16 protein-coding genes are annotated in these 18,969 nt (G+C 35.2%); 8 read left to right on the top strand and 8 right to left on the bottom strand.

Going from position 1 to position 18,969, the window contains the following annotated elements; genetic code table 11:
- The first annotated feature begins 484 nt into the window (after nt 1-484).
- The 3 genes from rd (at nt 485) to SAGCYANO_RS47370 (ending at nt 2,467) form a co-directional block, all read left to right on the top strand.
- On the top strand, nt 485-649 hold the full coding sequence (gene rd, locus SAGCYANO_RS06965; RefSeq protein ID WP_202219415.1) for a rubredoxin: 165 nt from the start codon (nt 485-487) through the stop codon (nt 647-649).
- A 327-nt stretch (nt 650-976) separates the two neighbouring features.
- The gene (locus SAGCYANO_RS06960; protein WP_202219414.1) at nt 977-2,221 is read left to right on the top strand and encodes an NAD(P)/FAD-dependent oxidoreductase; all 1,245 of its coding nucleotides are present in this window, start codon (nt 977-979) and stop codon (nt 2,219-2,221) included.
- 120 nt (nt 2,222-2,341) lie between these two features.
- Nucleotides 2,342-2,467, top strand: coding sequence for a hypothetical protein (locus SAGCYANO_RS47370; protein WP_255502479.1), 126 nt, complete (start codon nt 2,342-2,344; stop codon nt 2,465-2,467).
- Between the two features lie 226 nt (nt 2,468-2,693).
- On the opposite strand, the gene SAGCYANO_RS06955 is transcribed toward SAGCYANO_RS47370, so the two are convergent.
- The 3 genes from SAGCYANO_RS06955 to SAGCYANO_RS06950 all read right to left on the bottom strand — a co-directional run bounded on the left by SAGCYANO_RS06955 (nt 2,694) and on the right by SAGCYANO_RS06950 (nt 5,637).
- Entirely contained in the window at nt 2,694-3,623 is a 930-nt protein-coding gene (locus SAGCYANO_RS06955; protein WP_237395892.1) for a transposase, read from the bottom strand.
- Nucleotides 3,565-3,825: a helix-turn-helix domain-containing protein gene (locus SAGCYANO_RS44260; protein ID WP_237395891.1), complete on the bottom strand. Its 261-nt coding sequence runs from the start codon at nt 3,823-3,825 to the stop codon at nt 3,565-3,567. Before SAGCYANO_RS44260 ends, SAGCYANO_RS06955 begins: the two co-directional genes overlap by 59 nt.
- A gap of 186 nt (nt 3,826-4,011) precedes the next feature.
- Nucleotides 4,012-5,637 carry a calcium-binding protein gene (locus SAGCYANO_RS06950; protein WP_202219413.1) on the bottom strand — a complete coding sequence of 542 codons (1,626 nt, stop codon included), beginning with the start codon at nt 5,635-5,637 and terminating at the stop codon, nt 4,012-4,014.
- A gap of 15 nt (nt 5,638-5,652) precedes the next feature.
- On the opposite strand from SAGCYANO_RS06950, the gene SAGCYANO_RS06945 reads away from it, so the two are divergent.
- On the top strand, nt 5,653-5,796 hold the full coding sequence (locus SAGCYANO_RS06945) for a hypothetical protein (protein ID WP_202219412.1): 144 nt from the start codon (nt 5,653-5,655) through the stop codon (nt 5,794-5,796).
- A 1,039-nt stretch (nt 5,797-6,835) separates the two neighbouring features.
- Here SAGCYANO_RS06945 and SAGCYANO_RS06940 read toward each other — a convergent pair.
- A complete protein-coding gene (locus SAGCYANO_RS06940) occupies nt 6,836-8,047 on the bottom strand; it encodes an HhoA/HhoB/HtrA family serine endopeptidase (protein ID WP_202219411.1) in 1,212 nt (403 codons plus the stop codon).
- A gap of 1,503 nt (nt 8,048-9,550) precedes the next feature.
- Between SAGCYANO_RS06940 and SAGCYANO_RS06935 the strand changes: the two genes are divergently transcribed.
- Nucleotides 9,551-10,459: an ABC transporter permease gene (locus SAGCYANO_RS06935; protein WP_375339889.1), complete on the top strand. Its 909-nt coding sequence runs from the start codon at nt 9,551-9,553 to the stop codon at nt 10,457-10,459.
- A gap of 556 nt (nt 10,460-11,015) precedes the next feature.
- On the opposite strand, the gene SAGCYANO_RS06930 is transcribed toward SAGCYANO_RS06935, so the two are convergent.
- Nucleotides 11,016-12,284 (bottom strand): ribulose bisphosphate carboxylase small subunit, encoded by a 1,269-nt coding sequence (locus SAGCYANO_RS06930; protein ID WP_202219409.1) that lies wholly within the window; start codon nt 12,282-12,284, stop codon nt 11,016-11,018.
- 1,015 nt (nt 12,285-13,299) lie between these two features.
- Here SAGCYANO_RS06930 and SAGCYANO_RS06925 point away from each other — a divergent pair.
- The 3 genes from SAGCYANO_RS06925 to SAGCYANO_RS06915 all read left to right on the top strand — a co-directional run bounded on the left by SAGCYANO_RS06925 (nt 13,300) and on the right by SAGCYANO_RS06915 (nt 16,213).
- The gene (locus tag SAGCYANO_RS06925; RefSeq protein WP_202219408.1) at nt 13,300-14,205 is read left to right on the top strand and encodes a hypothetical protein; all 906 of its coding nucleotides are present in this window, start codon (nt 13,300-13,302) and stop codon (nt 14,203-14,205) included.
- 367 nt (nt 14,206-14,572) lie between these two features.
- Complete coding sequence (locus SAGCYANO_RS06920; RefSeq protein ID WP_202219407.1) at nt 14,573-14,821, top strand: helix-turn-helix domain-containing protein; 249 nt, start codon at nt 14,573-14,575, stop codon at nt 14,819-14,821.
- Between the two features lie 207 nt (nt 14,822-15,028).
- Nucleotides 15,029-16,213 carry a transposase gene (locus SAGCYANO_RS06915; protein WP_237395889.1) on the top strand — a complete coding sequence of 395 codons (1,185 nt, stop codon included), beginning with the start codon at nt 15,029-15,031 and terminating at the stop codon, nt 16,211-16,213.
- A 457-nt stretch (nt 16,214-16,670) separates the two neighbouring features.
- On the opposite strand, the gene SAGCYANO_RS06910 is transcribed toward SAGCYANO_RS06915, so the two are convergent.
- The 3 genes from SAGCYANO_RS06910 to SAGCYANO_RS06900 form a co-directional block, all read right to left on the bottom strand.
- Nucleotides 16,671-16,871, bottom strand: coding sequence for a hypothetical protein (locus SAGCYANO_RS06910; protein WP_202219405.1), 201 nt, complete (start codon nt 16,869-16,871; stop codon nt 16,671-16,673).
- A gap of 697 nt (nt 16,872-17,568) precedes the next feature.
- Nucleotides 17,569-17,874 carry an NADH-quinone oxidoreductase subunit NuoK gene (nuoK, locus tag SAGCYANO_RS06905; protein ID WP_202219423.1) on the bottom strand — a complete coding sequence of 102 codons (306 nt, stop codon included), beginning with the start codon at nt 17,872-17,874 and terminating at the stop codon, nt 17,569-17,571.
- A 27-nt stretch (nt 17,875-17,901) separates the two neighbouring features.
- Nucleotides 17,902-18,519 carry an NADH-quinone oxidoreductase subunit J gene (locus tag SAGCYANO_RS06900; RefSeq protein WP_202219404.1) on the bottom strand — a complete coding sequence of 206 codons (618 nt, stop codon included), beginning with the start codon at nt 18,517-18,519 and terminating at the stop codon, nt 17,902-17,904.
- Nucleotides 18,520-18,969: the final 450 nt, after the last annotated feature.

The following is an 18,969-nucleotide window of genomic DNA, read 5'->3' as shown; positions in this document are numbered from 1 at the left end:
TTTTTAACTGTAAAAATACATATCTTAGATATCTGGAAGAAAAGAGTCAGAAGACAGTAGTAAAAATTGCCCTTCATCTCCCATTTTTCAGATAGATAAACCACAAAGCCAAAACTACAATTAACAGCACAGACATTCCGGAAAACATTCTTGCTCTGGTCTACTTTGACCTAAAAAAGACCATCAAAAGTTGTGGTGGTGCATAGTAATGGTAGAGAGAGTGTGGGGAGTTTGGGAAGAAATTAAAAAATATAGCTTATTTCTGGCAAATGAGGTACAGGGTAAATGATGAAAATATATGTAGTGCGGGCATCTTGCCATCGATGGGTGTACCTCACGGGCAACGGGAAGCACTGTATATCTGTTCACCATTACGCGAGCAGGACAACCCAAAAAGTTAACAAAACTTTGCAATTTGACAGTGGAACCTCTAACCCACAAACTTGTAAAATCCAGGTGAACTATTAGAAAGGAATAGATTAAAATGAAAAAATATGTCTGTAATGCTTGTGGATATATATATGACCCAGAAGAAGGAGACGAAGATTCAGGAATAGCAGCAGGAACACCCTTTGAAGAAATTCCCGATGATTGGGTTTGCCCAGTTTGCGGAGTAGACAAAGATGATTTTGAACCAGTAGAAGAGTAACTATAGCGCTACGCGCAAGTCAGAAGTCAGAAGTCAGAAGTCAGAAGTAATCTCTGACTTAGTTTTTTCTGCGAAAATGCTGTGCAAACAACATTTAGTAATGTCCTAAGTTATGCTTCGACTGCTATAATATATAGACTGCTATAATATATATTTCAACAATTGATAATGAACAATGAATAATGGATAATTACCTCTCTTTGAAAGAAGAGGATTGAACTTAAGGAAAATATTTTCTTTTGATTTTCTTCATAAATGAAGAGGTCTTAGACCAAATTAAACAACTATTAATTATCAATTATCAATTATCCATTATCCATTGATAAAATGTCTTTCCCACCTCTTAAAATTGTAGTTGTAGGTGGGGGAGCGGCAGGTTTTTTTGGAGCGATCGCCTGTAGCACCCCCCACACTAATGTGACCATCTTAGAAGCAGGGCGGCAAACTCTGGCTAAAGTGCGTATATCTGGCGGTGGTCGTTGTAATGTTACTCACGCTTGCTTCGACCCAGGAATTTTTGTTCAAAATTACCCCAGGGGAAGTAAAGCGCTTCGGGGTGCATTTAGTCAATTTCAGGCTCGTGATACTGTGGAATGGTTTACAGCGAGAGGGGTACAGTTAAAAACAGAAGCAGATGGACGGATGTTTCCCACTACTAATGATTCTGCTACAATTGTTGAGTGTTTAACTAGGGTCGCATTAGACCGAGGTGTGAATATTCGCACGGGTGCAGCAGTGGTTTCTATAACACGAAAGTCAACAATAGAGGATAATAATTTATTTGAAATCAGATTAAAATCAGGAGAAATTGTGGAATGCGATCGCCTGCTCTTAGCAACTGGTAGTAGTCCTCTTGGTCATCGTTGGGCAAAAGCGTTGGGTCATCAGGTTGCAGCACCTGTACCTTCTCTATTTACTTTCAAGATTTCTGACCCACGTTTCCAAGGGTTGGCAGGTATTTCGGTTGAGAATGTCTGTTTACAATTGCCGACAGCTAAATTAAAACAAATCGGACCTGTACTTGTAACTCACTGGGGTTTAAGTGGTCCGGCAATTTTGAAATTATCCGCCTGGGGTGCAAGATTTCTCCATGAAAATGACTATCAAGCTGATTTATTGATTAATTGGTTATCTGACCTTAACCCAGAGGATATACGAACAGAGTTATTAGCACTTAAAACTCAGGAAAAGAAAGCGATCGTTAATAGTTGTCCGTTTTCTTTACCACGTCGTTTGTGGGAAAGTTTAATTATTGCTGCGGATATTGACCCGCAAAAACGTTGGGGGGAGTTATCAAAGAAAGCTATTAACAAGTTGATTCTAGAATTGACTCAAGGTAAATATCAAGTTCAGGGTAAAGGGGTTTTTAAGGAAGAGTTTGTTACTTGTGGTGGGGTGAGTTTGAAAGAAATTAATTTTAAAACTATGGAAAGTCGTTGTTGTCAGGGGTTATATTTTGCTGGTGAAATATTAGATATTGATGGAGTTACAGGAGGTTTTAATTTTCAAAGTGCATGGACAACTGGATGGTTAGCAGGTCAAGGGATGAAGGTTAGGGGAGTAGGGGAGTAGGGGAGCGGGGGAGTGTGGGGAGTGTGGGAAGTTTGGGGAGGGTGGGGAGAAATTAAAAAATATATATTTTCACCATTACGCTAGATTGTCCTTACAAATTTTGGTAGTCCTGCAACTGTAATGATAAGTGGAGACAAGCAACACTTGGAACGGGAGCAAGATGCTCCCACTGGCGATAATTACAATGCACCACTACCAAAATTTCATCTTGTGATTTATCAACGCCAAAATTATAGATACAATTAAAGTTTAATAATATGAAATATAAAAAAGAATGCTACTGACTCTTCCGTTCTACTAAACTTACCCAAACTTACCCATGCATGATAACCTTCGGTTAAGCGTAAGCTATCGCATGAGCTTTGGAGCTAGCTTCCTGTTTTCCTACGGAATGCTGCGCAAACACTGAAGACCACTGACCGCAGTCTGCAACTTATCTTCTCCACAGGCTTAAAATCGGTGAGAACTTCACCTACTTATTCACATAGTTTTCTAGGTTGACAGCAGCATTAAAGTCTCTGTCAGCTTGTTTGCGTTTGCGTAGCATCCCGTAGGGAAGCATTCCGTAGGAAAATCCACAGTTAGCACAATTATAAGTTCTCTCATGTAAAGGCATTTTCTGTTGATGTCCACAGTTTGAACATATTTGAGAACTTGGATAAAATCTATCCGCTATGACTAATTCACTGCCGTACCATTCACATTTGTATGTAAGTTGACGCTTAAATTCATAAAATCCACAATCTACTATGGCACTTGCTAGTTTATGGTTTTTTAGCATTCCACTTACGTTTAAATCCTCAATTACTATGGTGCTGTGGTTTTTAGCTAACCATGTTGTGAGTTTATGTAGTGCATCTGCTCTGATATTAACGACTTTTTTGTGTACTTTTGCTAGTTTTTTTACTGCTTTGCGTCTGTTTTTGGTTTGCGTAGCATTCCGCAGGAAACCAATAACTTTTTTACTGACTGCACGTTGATGACGAACTAATTGTTTTTTGGCTTGTTTGTAGGCTTTGACATTAGCAAACTTGCTGCCATCAGAACAGGTTGCTAATGTATTTATACCTATATCTACACCAATAGTTTCTCCAACTTTTTCTGTTGTATCTTGTTCAAAATTGTACTTAAAACTGATGTACCAACTATCTGCTTTTTTTGATATAGTGACGTTTTTTACTGGTACAGAAGGTAAGATTTCATAAGTTTTTACTACTCCTATTCTGGGTAATTGTATGTAGTTTCCTTGGAAAATCTTAATACTTCCTTCTAAGTAAAAGCTGTCTTTTCTACCTTTTTTTTTAAAGACTGGAAATCCACGTTCAGGAATAGTTAGAAAGTTTTTAAATGCCCTCTCTAAATCTCTTAATGCTTGTTGTGGAGCACCCGATCGACACCTCATAATACCAGGGATTAATTGATTTGACTTCAGCTACTAAACGTTTATGCAGGGTGATGGCGCTTGGGCGTTTTTTAGTTTCTTCGTACTCAGTAATACAAGTTGCCAACCCCCAATTATAAGCATGACGAGCAACTCCTGAGTGTTTGGCAAGTATGGTTTTTTGGTAATTGTTAAGTTTTAACTTAGTTTTAAAGGATTTCATGATTATTGTTTTTGTTGGCACTTCTAGCAGTTCTGCTGTTTCATGTATACTTAATAAGATTAGACATAAATCTAGTGTATCACAGTAAATGTCTAATTGTGTCTGATTTTTCCAATTATTTTAATACTGTTGATAGCCCTAACTATTCAACTGGATATGATATAACTCCCTATCCTCTCTTCCTTGCTAAATCAAAATTAATCCACTTTGAACTTCCAATTCCGTAACACCAATAAAAATCGCTATTAAATCCCCACCTACAAAAACTCCAGTACCTCCTTGAGTCTCTATAGGAGAAGGACCCAACACAACTCCATCAGCACCAAATGCAATAACTACATCACCTTCGAGATTATTAAAATCAACAATCACTCCATAATCACTGCTACCTGCACCACTATAAAAAGCAACATCACTATTACCCAAAACAAACGTATCAGCACCCGCACTACCAGTCAAAAAATCAATCTCATTTTCTCCAGACTGACGACCTGCACCAATCATCAAATCATCACCAATACCACCAACAATAGTATCATCACTCAAATCTCCACTGAGGGTATCATTTCCTCCACCACCATCAAGAAAATCATTATCTTTACCACCAAATATTAAATCTTCAGACTCTCCCCCACTCAACTCATCATTACCCAACTCTCCTAAAATGAAATCAGAATCAAAACCACCATCAACTATATCGTTACCCTTACCTCCACGAATAGTATCATTACCTGAATTTCCCTCCAGACGGTCATTATCTTGATTACCAAAAATACTATCGTTACCATCATTGCCAAAAATACTATCATTACCTTCATTTCCAGCAACACTGTCATTCCCTATTCCACCATCCAGGCGATCGCTATCTTCATTCCCACCAATACTATCATTGCCGACATTACCAAAAATACTATCGCTACCCACATTGCCGACCAGACTATCATCACCCCCACCCCCATCTATCTCATCACTACCTTCATTACCCAGGACAGTATCATTACCCTCACCACCATCTAGAAGATCGTTATCAATGTTCCCCAGAATACTATCATCTCCTATTTCGCCATTAATGGTATCAGATCCTTCATTACCAAAAATGGTGTCATTGCCTATCCCCGCAAAAATACTATCACTCCCGGGACTACCAAACAAACTATCATCACCTGCTTGCCCATCAATTGTATCGTTACCACCTAGTCCAAAAACGGTGTCATTGTTAGGAGTGCCTTGAATAAACTGAGGAGTATTATTGCCAATAATGGAACCAGGTGGAAATTGACCGTCTGGTATAAAAGGAGGTGGAGTAGGAATATTTACACCATCAATAATACTGGTACTATTAACATCTATTCTGCCATTTTCTAGAGTTACAGTTCCAGAAATTGCGATGGGTTGATTTTGCTGTAAATTTAAAGCTATAGCATTAAATTCATCTAATAAGTTAACAAAGTATATTTGACCATTAGAATTCAAAATAAATTGGCGATCGTCAACTACAAAACCAACAGTTCCAAATATAGTTTGTTGTCCGAAAATTGGTGGTGGAGGTCTGGTCGAATCATCATTAATCAGAATAGTATTTATTAGATTTAATCGATTATCTTCTAAGTTTATAAATCCTGTTACTGTGATTGATTGACCAATTTGTAAGCCTAAGATTGAAGTATTTAGTTCATCTATGAGGTCAACAAAGAAGTTTTGACCATTGTCAGCGGTCAAAATAAAAGTATCATTACCAGTAATAGAAAATATTGTTCCTGCGACTTCTGTTAATGTTAATTCTAACTGGGAGCTGGTAATAATAGTTGTCATAATTTATGATTTTAGTTGATATTTGTTGAAGAAGGAAGAAAGAAGAAGGAAGAAGGAAGAAGGAAGAAGGAAGAAGGAAGAAGGAAGAAGTGGATGGGGATAGTCTTCGACAAGACGCTCCGCGTCTACAAACCTCAACCAATTGTAAACACTCTGTAGACGGCGGGGTATTATATCAAATTGATAAATGTTTGCTACAAATAGCTAGGATATTTCTTAGGAGTCAGGAGTCGTATGGGAATGGCTTCAATACCATTTTTCAGGTCATAAATCATCTTTTTTGTCAAATGGAATATCCTTTCATTAATTGATAATTGATAATGGATAATTGATAATTACCTCTGGTTAAAACCATTACGGAATTGAATATAAGGAAATATTATTTCTTCTTACTATTCGTAACATTCTTTTTTTAAATTGGTATTAAACTCAAAAAAAAAGATAAATTTTGATAAATAGCTAATGTTAAACTTAAAAAATACTTAGTTTCTGTATTTCTATAATAGTCAAATATAGATATAGAAGTCTAAGGAAACTAGGCAGTGCAAAGTTATTGAAATAACTATTGCTAGCTAAGACTTTCAGCTATCTAAAGGTTAAAAACTCTTTATTCAAAACTGTAAGTACTGTAAGCCCTTTCCAGTAATACTTTTGGTCTTCAAAGCAAATCGTTTTTTTGAATAACTTTGTACTCTCTAGTAAGGAAAGGTTAAGATATATCAAAAGCTTAAAACTCAAATAACACCTCATTTTACCTTCTTCCTTGTGCTATATTTCCAAAAGTCAAAGAAACTTCTTCTTAAACCTTTGTAGGGACGTTCCATGGAACGTCCCTACTATTTTTATGATAATAAATCCTACATTTAATTGCACCTACCTACTTAAGTATTAAGTTAAGATTAAATGTAAGACAAACTCTATTATTATTAATTAAATCAACACTAGACATAGGAGTGGAAATTACACTTATGGATTGTGTTTTGTGTACTTTTTTCAGAAATTTTCTTCCCTGTTGCCAGATAAGCTTTTGCCTACTTCTGCAAAAAGTTTATTCTTTTTCAGAGATGTCTATTAGACATCTGGTAAAAATCAAAAATAAAATCAATTATCACACATAAATTATCAATTATTTCCCCTCCCAGGAGGGGTTAGGGGTGGGTTCCCTACTGCCTACTCCCTATTTTATGGAGATGTCTATTTATTCTGATTCGACTGAGAGGGGAAAAGTATCGGGTTTCACGAGAATTTTAGCAATTTTACGATTACGAATTACTTCTACTGCTAAATCTTTTCCAACTAAACTTTGTTCTACCTGTTGCTGAACTTCTACTGGACTTTTAACTGCTACTCCACCTACTTTCTGAATTACATCTCCTTGACGTAAACCAGCTTTAGCTGCCGGAGAATCTTCTATAACTCGCATAATCACAACACCCCGGTCTTGCTGAATATTCGTTTCTAGTCGTTTATTAATTTCATCTCTGACTTCCGGCGTTAAATCGACCATTGAAATACCTAAAAATGGATGCTCTACTTTCCCATTATCAAATAACTCATCAGCAATTCTTTTTGCGGTTTCTATGGGAATAGCAAATCCTAATCCTTGGGCGTCAGCTCTAATAGCTGTATTGATGCCAATTACTTGACCACGACTATTCAAAAGTGGCCCGCCAGAGTTGCCAGGATTAATTGCGGCATCTGTTTGAATAAAACGGACTCGTTTGTCTGGAATACCTACTTGAGAACTGCTACGACCAATAGCACTGATAATTCCTACCGTTACAGTATTGTCTAAACCGAGAGGATTACCAATAGCGATCGCCCATTGTCCCGGAATTAATTTTTCTGATTTGCCAATGGACACTTCTGGTAGACCTGTGGCCTCAATTTCAATTACAGCCACATCTGTGAGTGAGTCTACACCTTTAACCTGGCCTTCAAAAACTCGACCATCTTTCAGTGTCACCTGAACTGTATCAGCTCCACTAACTACATGAGCATTTGTAATTAAGCGACCATTAGAGTTAATAATTACCCCAGAACCAGTGCCACGTTTAACACGCTCTTCTGGAATAGGCAAATTTTCCCCAAAGAAACGTTTAAATAAGGGATTTTGAAAAGCTTCTGGAACTTGAGTTGTTAACTTTTTAGCTGCATCAATACGGACTACTGCTGGACCTACTTTTTCTACTGCTTGAGCAATAAAGTTATAGTTGGTCGGTTCAAGTACAGCATTTTCAGAATTTGAACGTGACAAGTAATTTGGCGGTTGCTGCTTGACTACAGGTATTACATTAGAGTCTATGGTCAAACCTTTGGCTTGGACATAACGATGACCCAACCATCCTGTGCCACCACCAATAGATAATAGAGAAAAATATAAGGTCAATTGTTTGAAGGATAAAGTCATTTTTTTTCTGCTGGATAATTCTTTAGAATAGATATAGATATTTAAGAGAGAAGAGTGCTAGGATTGCTTTGTTTCAGGCTAACAAAAGTAATTCGATTGTTTATGTAATTTAAGGACTTTAAAAGTATTTGTTAAAATTAGTGGATTTTATGTAGCAGTTCCCAAAAAGCGTTAGGTACAAAATTCGTTTGTTTTAGGGAACAAGGAACAGGGAATAGAATAGAGATAAAGATAGGTGTACGTCATTAGTCTGAGAAACGCTATATCTGTAATTTTGATAATTCAGCTACCTTTAAAGTTATTTTGGGCTTTGTTGCACTTGGATGGAAGGTCATTTCAGTTATCAGTTATCAGTTAGCCTCCTCCGGAGGAACTGCGTCAACAGTACCTCTGCAATAAGGAGGCTTTAAATCTGAAATATTCTCTTTTTTTATCCCCTTAAAAGAGGAGGCGCATACCCAGAATTTTTCGGTGATAAAATCTAGATGTGGGAGTTTGAGATGCTTAATTATACTTACTCTTTAGCTTGTGGCCTTAATCTTTAGTAATAACTAATCTTAGCCTACTTATATCTACTAATATCATTGTACTTCTACATAATCAGGCAAACATTTTCTGGGAAGAAGCAAAATAATAAATTAATTTTTATTTTTTTACGATAAACCCTCGGATATCTCTCATAAAAACAAAATTATATCAAGTTCGGTATATCAAAAGAGATTTAGAATTGTTAACTGTGTCTCTGTTTTATCTTTGGCTATACAAGTAAACTGGATTTGTGATTAGAGCGATCGTTTTATCCGGTCATTTCAGTTATCAGTTATCAGTTATCAGTACCTCTGCAATAAGGAGGCTTTAAATCTGAAATATTCTCTTTTTTTATCCCCTTAAAAGGGGAGGCTTTGGACCACAAATTTTCGGTAAAAATGCTTAAAATTATTTTGACCTATAGATTTTAACAATAGCTAAAATTTATTTAAACTAAGATGTATTTAGATTTTATATTCTCTGTTAAGGGTTAAGCCTTCCTTTTTACAAATAATTTATATATAGCGTTTCTCAAATTATTAAAGTTGTTTTTCTTATTTTCTATTCCCTGTTGCCCGAATTACTACATCTGTACGAAGGTTGTATACAACTCCCTACTCCAGCGCAACAAACGAATGTTGTACCTCACGTTTATGGGGAATTTATATAGTTTAAATACTCAACAGTTTTGCAACAACTATATTAAATGGGACTCCAGACTAAGGGCATTTAAGCAAAATGACAATAGTCAAGATAACAAAGAAGGAAAATCAAAGAAAACAATTATAAATAGGCAGCAAATAAGATTAAAAAATCTACTTTTAAATACACAGCAGATTGCAGGTGTATGAGGTACAAATATGAACGAAGGAGTGTTTATAGTGGGGGTATTTTTCCCGCGACTGGTCTACCTCATCCTTGATAAAATAAGCTGTAATTTTTCAACTTCCTTTTGGTAGCTTTCTTTTAGATAAATTGGTATTATACAATAAAACTACAGATAAAAATAGAATCTATTCTCCGATGATACCTACTGAAATTACTAAGAACAAAAAACAACCATTAACACAAACAAAACCACAAAATAAAATTCTGGATAAGCTCTTTTCTCTTGAGATAATTGCTCCAGTAATCTTAGGAATTATAGTGCTGCTAACCTGGGAAATTTCCGTGAGAGTAATGAATATTCCTCCCTATTTATTGCCAGGCCCAATATTAGTATTTCAGACAATGATTCAGGAATGGAATCAACTATTTGCTTCTCTGCTAATTACCGTCAAAATTACAGTTGTTGCTTTAGTAGTGGCAGTAGTTTCAGGGGTGTTAATTTCCATGTTATTTGCTCAGAATAAATTAATTGAAAGAAGTTTATTTCCCTATGCAGTAATTTTACAGACTACTCCTATTGTTGCTATTGCTCCTCTAATTATTATCTGGTTCAAAAATAATACTTTTGCGGCTTTAATTTTCTGTGCTTGGATTGTAGCATTTTTCCCAATTATTTCTAATACTACTTTGGGATTAAATAGTGTTGATAAAAACTTGAGCGATATGTTTAAGCTATATGGAGCATCTCGTTGGCAAACTCTAATTTATTTGAGATTTCCTAGTGCTTTACCTTATTTTTTAGGTGGGTTAAAAATTAGTGGCGGTTTAGCATTAATTGGTGCTGTAGTAGCAGAATTTGTTGCAGGTACAGGGGGTACTCGTTCCGGTATTGCTTATCAAATTTTAATCTCTAGTTACAACTTAGAAATTCCCAGAATGTTTGCTGCTTTATTTTTAACTACAGGTTTAGGAATAGTTATCTTTGTTTTATTTACAGTTTTATCAGATTTTCTATTAAAAGATTGGCATGAAAGTTCTGTACAGAAAGATAGTTAGAGTTTGCTCAAGGAAAGTCTTTTTGCTGGGGTAGGAGACAGGAGACAGGAGACAGGAGACAAAAGAAATGGGAATGAGAGGGGAGGTAAGAGTAAGAATTGTCTCTCAATTTTTCTGCCATAATCATCTCAAAATACTAGCTTTTTGAGCTTTTTCCGCCGAAAAGCTGGTACTTTTTTCAACTCTAAAATGCTAAAACCAATATCAGTCAATACTTTCAAGTTTATTCAGCAAGCTCTAGTTAAAATTTAGGAGGAGTCATTTCAGTTATCAGTTATCAGTTATCAGTACCTCTACCTGTTTGCGCAGCATTCCGTAGGAAAGTCAGAAGCTTAAATATTGAACTTTATTTTTTTTCATCCTCTTGAAAGGGTAGGGTTGAGACCTTATTTTTTGGTCAGGAGTGAGGAGTCAGGAGGATATGCTTAAAAATAGTCTATCCAGTTGATTTTAGATATTTATTTCTATCGTTTATCCCTTGTTTTCAATATTTAGCCCGTCTTCCTTCTTCCCTCTTCCCTCTTCCCTCTTCCCTCTTTCTTCTTCCTTCAAATATTTAACTTGGTTTATGAATTATTTTTTCAACTAATCTGCGCTTTACATTAGAATCAATTCCAATCAACCTCACATAATCATTTTGATGTTCAGCTAAACAATTTTCTACAGCATTCATCACCTCTTTTTCTCCCTGACTATCTATTGTTCCACAACTTTTCCATGAACCAGTTTTATATCTACGCTTATCTGCATATTCCATTCCCATTTTCAAACCATCTTGGAGAATTTGTTGCACTTTTTCTCTAACTTCTGAACTGAGATGATTATTTGTAACTTTATGATTAATCCTATTTTCTATTAACTGATTAGATGTAGCTGCTTCTGGAGATAAATAGTTAGAATTTGGCGTAACTTTTTCCGATCGCTCTACCTGAGTACCACCGAATAATCGAGATTGATTATATTCTTCAACTAATCGTAATTCTCGAATCCGTTGTTGTTCTCCAACCATAATTTTTCCATATTCCAGAAGATGGGAGAGATTAAAATTAGGCTTGGGAAAATCTGGAATTTTTTCTACAGAATTAACTACCCGCTTGGAAATATTTTCTATTCCTACTTGATGAATAAAATCACGAATCTGTTCATCATATATTCGACTTCGCAAAGCACTGAAAAAATCTATAGCTTGGTCAGAAAATTCATCTACTAAATTCTCAATATCTCCCGCAGAAAGTTCATCAGTTTTAAAAATACCACCTACTATTCCAATTCTATCTTCTCGATTTGGTTCCCAATAAAATTTCTCCATTCGACCATCTCTAATTAAAGGTGCATAGAGAGTAGAAAAATCATTTCCAGTCACAATAATAGGTATTCGATGTAGAGGAGTTTCATCATAACTACCAGGCAATTGTACATTAGTAGGATTATCAGCAATATTCATCAAAGTAGCATTTACTAATTGAGTATTTACTGTATATTGAGTACCTCCATCAAATCTACCAGCACCTGCATCTAAATCATTAATAAATAAAGCACACATTCGACCTTGAACTTTGATTTTTTCCGACGCTTCTCGATAACGTAAACGTAATAAACGTGCTGGGTCTCCTGCATCTTTACTTTCTAATTCTCCGCCAGATATTGTGACAGGTTCTATTCCCATTTTTTCAAATACTAATTGGCATTGAAAAGTTTTTCCTTCTCCTTTTCGTCCGTGTATTCCTAATATTAAAGGTACTCTTACTCTAGGTAAGTCTAAGAAATTTTTAGTAATATGAACTGCTAGTTTATCTATGAATATTGGTGATATGTAATATGGCATTTCAGTTATTAGTTATTAGTTATCAGTAACTCAGTTTGAAAGGGTAGGTTCCAAACTTTATTTCTTAGTCACCATATCATTTTTCGGGCAATATTGATCGAGTTAATATTTGTTGAGGTTTAATGGCAATTTGAACAAAGAACGGTACTAATAATCAGAGTCATAAAAATAATTTAACCAGATTTACCTTTGATTAAAGATGGATATTCAAATCAATAAATGATATTGAAACTATTTATTTTTGCTCCTGACTCCTAACAGATTTTTTAATAAGCCCTAATTATTAACTATTTGATAAAAAGTCTAAGTAAGTAGGTGAAAAAATTTACAGGTATGTCATTGCGACTGGAACGGAGTGGAAGGAAGCAATCTCAAGGGTTTTAATTGCTTTAACATTTTATTACATAGTGATGTTTATTCGTGCCTACCTACTTACTTCTATTCCTACTATTAATTTTTTTCCTGATGTACTGCTAATTTATGTAATTCACATAAATATATTTTTGTCAAGTGCTGGTTAAATAGGGTGGAGAAAATTAGTTAGTCATCCTTCAAGCAATGAAGAGTGATCGCTACCTAAAATAACGACAGAATAAGCGTTTACAAGTTTATTTTTCCATTAAGCCATAAAACTCCCCTGGATTATAATTAAATTTACCATATCACGAAATTGAGAAAAATCGCTGAAAGTATTGAAAATTTGTTAGTTTATGGAGCGATATTATTGTTAGGGATTGATAACAAAGTTTTAAAATTTAAAATATATAACCTGAAAAGTATAATTAAAACTTGTCAAATATCTCTAACTGCTATTGAGGTAAAGATTTTGAGAAAAAAAGACATCTATAATTAGATGTCTTTCTCAAATACAGCATATTTCAGACTAATGATCTACAAGGGGTGAATAGTAAAATCCTTATCGTGCGGTCATCTTGCCTGCGATAGATTTATATAATAGTAATGGGAATAGCTATATCATCCAAAAATACAACGATGTTACCCTCTGAATGACTTTATGAATGACTCTGAATTACTTTATAAGTATAAAAATAAAAATACGACTTTAGTTCAGCCAGAACTTAGGTTTGGTGTTTACCCTCCTTCAGAAACACAGAAGAAGCTTATTAGTCGTTATGTTTATAGGTATGGTCTGCGGGAATTAAAGGAATTTGTCAAAGAGCAATACTGGAAATTAGTAGATTTTGTTCCTGGATTACCTGGAGCAGAAAAAGAAATTAGCTATACTAGAGAAACTGGTTTGGAACTTCATAGCTTTGAAGAAATTGGTTCAAAGCTAGGTATTAGCTCATCTCAAGAAGTAGGAGTTGATGGTTTTAAGTTAAGAAATGAGGTGTCCAAGGAGTTAAGTAGATTAACAGGTGAGAGTGTCACTATTTCTGAAAAAACTTCTAAGCAACATATAACTAAAATTCCACCCCAGTCTTTTGAGTGGTATTTTGTCATCTACCAACTAATAGATGTATATACAATTAATACAGTGCGTTATAGGCCAGTAAATTATAGGCGAAAGCCAAACTTGGTTGACTTGTGCACTCTGCCTTTACTGCCTTTATTATCTGCAGCAGAGGCTTCAGCAAAGGCTATAGCAGAACCTTTAGCGGAACATTCAGGTAAAGTAGAACACGCACTCAAGTTAGTATTTCCGCATTTATTTTATCCATCAAAGGCTCTATATGATGTAGCAGAGCCTTTGCTGAAACCTCTTGCAGAATCTTTAGCAGCAGATGCAGATAAAGTAGAAGCAGACATTGCAGATCAAGAAAAAGCAAACATAGCTGAAAAAAATTTTGAATTTGGTTTAAAGCAATACAGTGGTATGCCTGACTGTACATTTAAGTCAGAGACCTTTGAAGTTCCAACTCTTTATTTTTGCGAGAAATGTGACCCACCACTCAAGTAAACTACTCCAGGTTGAGTTTGACATCCTCCCCGGCCTAAAGGCACGGGGATTCCTACTGAGCCGTAGCTCTTCGGCGGGTTGACGCTTTGCTTCGCATAGCTGTCGCTAACACAGGGTGCTGCTTCCTTGGCGGTAGTCTGACGCTTCCCTCCACGTCCGTTTAGAGTTTCCGAGTGCCCCTCGGCAACTAATAATAGTGTAGCATATATTCAATTCACTTGCAAATAAAATAAAAAGTCGCCCTACAAGGGCGAGGCTTTAAACCCAATTTTTCGGTAAATTTAGCTAAATCGCCGATTTATCTCAAGTTTTGGTCTTTAAAAAAAACTTGTGCTATTTTTTTTTATAAACAGGGAAATTTGCCCTTATGCGGACTGCCTATCAATACAAGCTTAAACCCAACAAAGACCAAATTGCCACGATAGAGTTGTGGTTAGATTTGTTGCGTCGGCAGTACAACTATAGATTGGGCGAGCGGTTCTCATGGTGCGAAGAAAACCGTTGTCCGGTTAATGGTTGTCCGTTAATAACACCAATTCCTCAACTCACAGATAATCGAGATTATTACTCTCAGAAAAAGGATTGGGTAAATACCAAAGACAAATTTCCTGAGTAGAAGGTCTTTAAATTTGCCCAAAATTTTAGTCCAGACGATCCAGTTAGGTGGGGTTTTGTTCCTTAACCCAACAACAATAAAGCCCTAAATTTAAAAATGGGGATTTTTTTGACTTAGCCGAAAAAATAGTTGACAATGTGGTTGGAGGTGATTTTATTGTATGCCAAAAAACTTGAATTAAAACTCAGTAACCAGGAGCGTTCAAAAATGGCTCAATGCGCTGGTTATGCTCGTTTCATTTACAACTATGGCCTGAGTATGGTTAACGGAACTTCAGGTATGACGAAAGTTAACAAGGGTGGTAAAAAAGTTAGCTTTAGTTACAACCAACGCATTTTAGAAGCTAAAAAAGTTTTTACTAACTATGTAAAAAAGCAATCAGAATATGCCTGGACGAATAATTATTCGTCTCGTATTTATCAAAGTGCTTTTCAACATCTAGCTGAAGCATTTAAACAGTATAAAGAAGGAATCAGTAAATATCCTAAATTGAAAAGTAAAAAAGACCGACAATCTTTTACTGTTTATGACGGTAATGGAAAAGTCACAATTCCCTCTGGTAAGAAAATCAAAATACCAACATTAGGAACTTTTCGATTATTAGAATCAATACCTTATACCACAGCAAGTCAGACTTTTACTATTAGTAGAACAGGGAACAAATGGTTTGTTAGTTTTAGTATTGAAGCCGAGAAGTTACCATTTCATCCCTTATTAGATGAACGTCTTCAAGAAACTTTTGGTATAGATGTTGGGCTCAAACAATTTGCCAGTATAGCTGACCAAGAAAAGGAGAAAAACGAAGTTGTAAGTTTGCCAGAGTCGATTAAAGCAGATCAATTAAAGCTCTCTAAATTTCAATGGCGTAATCGTAATAAACAGATAGGAAATAAAGGTAAGCTACCTTCAAAAAATGCGATTAAATACTATAAAAAACTTGCCTTGTACCATGCTCATATTGCTAATGTGCGTAGAGATTTTATTGAGAAGACTACTCATTATTTAGTAAGTCAAGTTAAGCACGTTTGCTTAGAGAGTTTAAACGTGAAAGGGATAATGCAAAATGGTAAATTAGCAGCATCAATAGCCAGGCAAGGGTTTTATGAATTTAGACAACGATTGACAACCAAAATCGTTGGATCTGGTGGGACGGTAGTGCTAGCTGACCAGTGGTTTCCGTCATCCAAAACTTGTCATAGTTGCGGTTATATTAATCAAGAATTAAAGTTAAAAGATCGCACCTTTGATTGTCCTCACTGTGGAGTAAGAATAGACCGAGACTTGAATGCGGCACTTGTGTTATCTCAGTATGGGGAAGTTAATCAAAAAAATAGGGTAGGCTGTACCCGAATTTACGCTTGTGAACTGGAAGAGGCCGTCCTCCCAGGTTGAAGCAAGAAGCAAGCATCTTTGACCGACACTACCAAATATTACCTGGTTTTGCCGGAATTGTGTAGGTATTGTACAGCAGAAAGAGAAATTAGCTATACTATGATTACTTTGCCCTCATCAAATCTTTCCATCTATCCTTCCTCAGTGGAAAATTACCAACATTTTCATTTTATGAAGCTCATAAAAATTTTGCACAGGATTTTCCGTTGCATCCTCACAATTTTTGTGATATTTTAAATATTAAATAGGGTTATTCGTCTATACCCATGACTATTTATTCAACATAAGTGTTGTTTCTCAGTGATCGCTCAGTTTGCAGAAAGTAAAGTTAATGTAAAAGATACGGTTAGGAGTTCTATAGAATGTGGAGTCCTTGAAGTTTTCAAACAAACCAAAAAACCCAATCTCCTTCGCTACTTGAAACTGGGTTTTTGAATAAAAATAAATATAAAAATAACTAAAGAGTCTGTCTAGAAATAAGCTTTTCAAAATGAGCTTGAGTTTGCTGTAACATTTGCTCGCGACCATCTTTTGCTTGATTAAGAGAAGGAACTAAATTACGAGCGTGTAAAGTCATGTGAAATTGTAAATCAGCCACATATTCACTAACATCTTGATGTAAAGAACAAGATGGATATTTTTTAATTTCTGAATTCAAAGTTTTTTCCTCCCCTAAATTATTTGAACTTGTTTCTGATTAGAAACGGTAGCACGGAAATTATTTTATGTTGCAGCTTAGTAACGAAGCTTAATATTTTTCAGTAAATAAAATTATATTTCTTTACATAGTATTAAAAAAATTTTTCCCGACAATAAATAGTTACCGAAAAATTGTGATTGAAAGCCTCCTCTTCATAATGAGGATAAAAAGAAAATTTTTCCTTTGAGTCAATTTTCTTCTTTTAAAGGAGAGTCCATTAATGGATAATGGATAATTGATAATTACCTCTGGTTAAAACCGTTACGGAATTGAATATAAGGAAATATCCTAGCACTTTTTTTCCCTTAAAAAGGGGAAGCTTCAAGGCGTGAATTATTTAATTATTAATTATTAATTATTCGGTAATTCTAAATTCTAAACTCTTAATTCTAAATTATTGAAATCCAGATGCACAGGGAGACGTTAAAAACTGCTCAAATAAAACATTTTATAGTATTAAAAGTAAGCATTCAAAGATTATCAACTCAAGCTGAACGCTGAATGCTAATAGGTGAATGCTTACCGAAAAATTATGCTTGAAAGCCTCCTCTTTTAAGAGGATAAAAAGAAAAATTTTCCTTTGAGTCAATTTTCTTCTTTTAAAGGAGAGGTAATTCTAAATTATAAATTATAAATTATAAATTATAAATTATAATTACCACTTTAATAAATTAAACTGTTCCATATCTACCGTGTCACGGTTACGATAAATTGCAAGAACTATCGCTAGACCAACAGCCGCTTCAGCAGCAGCAACAGTAATTACAAACACAGTAAAAACCTGACCTTTAATATTCTGAGAATCTAAGAAATTAGAAAAACCCATCAAATTTAGATTTACAGCATTAAGCAGTAACTCAATAGACATCAGCACCCTAACTGCATTGCGACTGGTAATTAAACCATAAATACCTATACAGAAAAGTGCTGCGGCTAATAACAAAAAATACTCCAGTTGCAATTGCATAAACTTATCAACTCTTTGAATTTAATTATTAGAAATTTCACTAGAACCAGACACTAATTCACGGGGGCGTTCTGGCAAACTTAAAACAGGTGTTTGAGGCATATCAGTCGGTACTTCATCAGGCAAAATATCACGACGAGCCAAAATAATAGCACCCACCATTGCCATTAACAAAAACACAGAAGCAAGTTCAAAAGGAAGTAAAAAATCACTAAAAAAGTGTCTACCAATTAAAACAATTGAACTTTCTGTATTAGCAATACTAGCACCAGGAATTGACCAAGAAGTAGATAATACCATGGTACTTAGTAGGGCAAATAAACCAACGCAAACTAAAGCTGTAGCTATTTTTCTAAACCAAGCATTAGGCAAAGCCTTAAAATCTTCTCGTTTATTTACAAGCATAATTGCAAATAAAATCAAGACATTAACAGCTCCAACATAAATCAAAACTTGGGCAGTAGCCACAAAATCAGCATTTAATAAAAGGTATAAACCAGAAATACTCATAAATACTCCACCCAACAAAAATGCTGAGTAGACAATATTAGAAAATAACACTACTCCCAAAGCAGCAGCAATCATCATTATGCTTAATAAAGCAAATGAAACAAATTGAACTCCTTGCGCTAAATCCACTTTTTATTCCTTTAGAGATTTGTTTATTTTGAATGATATTTCATCTTAAGCATTTCCTACGGAATGCTCCGCAAACAGCAGTCAGCTATCAGCTATCAGCTATTAGCTTTATTACCTTACAAAAAGGAGAAAAAAGCAATTGATAAATTTCCAAGAATTAAAAGTATGGGTGAAAAAAGTCCATCACTTAACCTTAACAGTTTATCAAGCCACATCTACATTTCTTTTCATATAGTTGAAAATGTAGTAGAAGTTAAACTAATGCTTGCTTCATTAATTCAAAAGCTGAATGCGAGCGTATTGCTCACCGAAAAGCTGACCGTTAATAGCTGAATCTTAACTTCACAACTAATAATTAACAGAACCTACCCACAGAAACTCAATCAATTGAGGGCGAATACTATTCGCCCCTAGATATGTTGTCGTTTTAAAGGTTAATTTGCGTAAGTC

Origin of the sequence: Okeania sp. KiyG1, assembly GCF_014132355.1 — a bacterium.
GTDB lineage: Bacteria > Cyanobacteriota > Cyanobacteriia > Cyanobacteriales > Microcoleaceae > Okeania.
The sequence above is the reverse complement of the archived record's forward strand: the minus strand, read 5'-3'. Positions and strand labels throughout refer to the sequence as shown.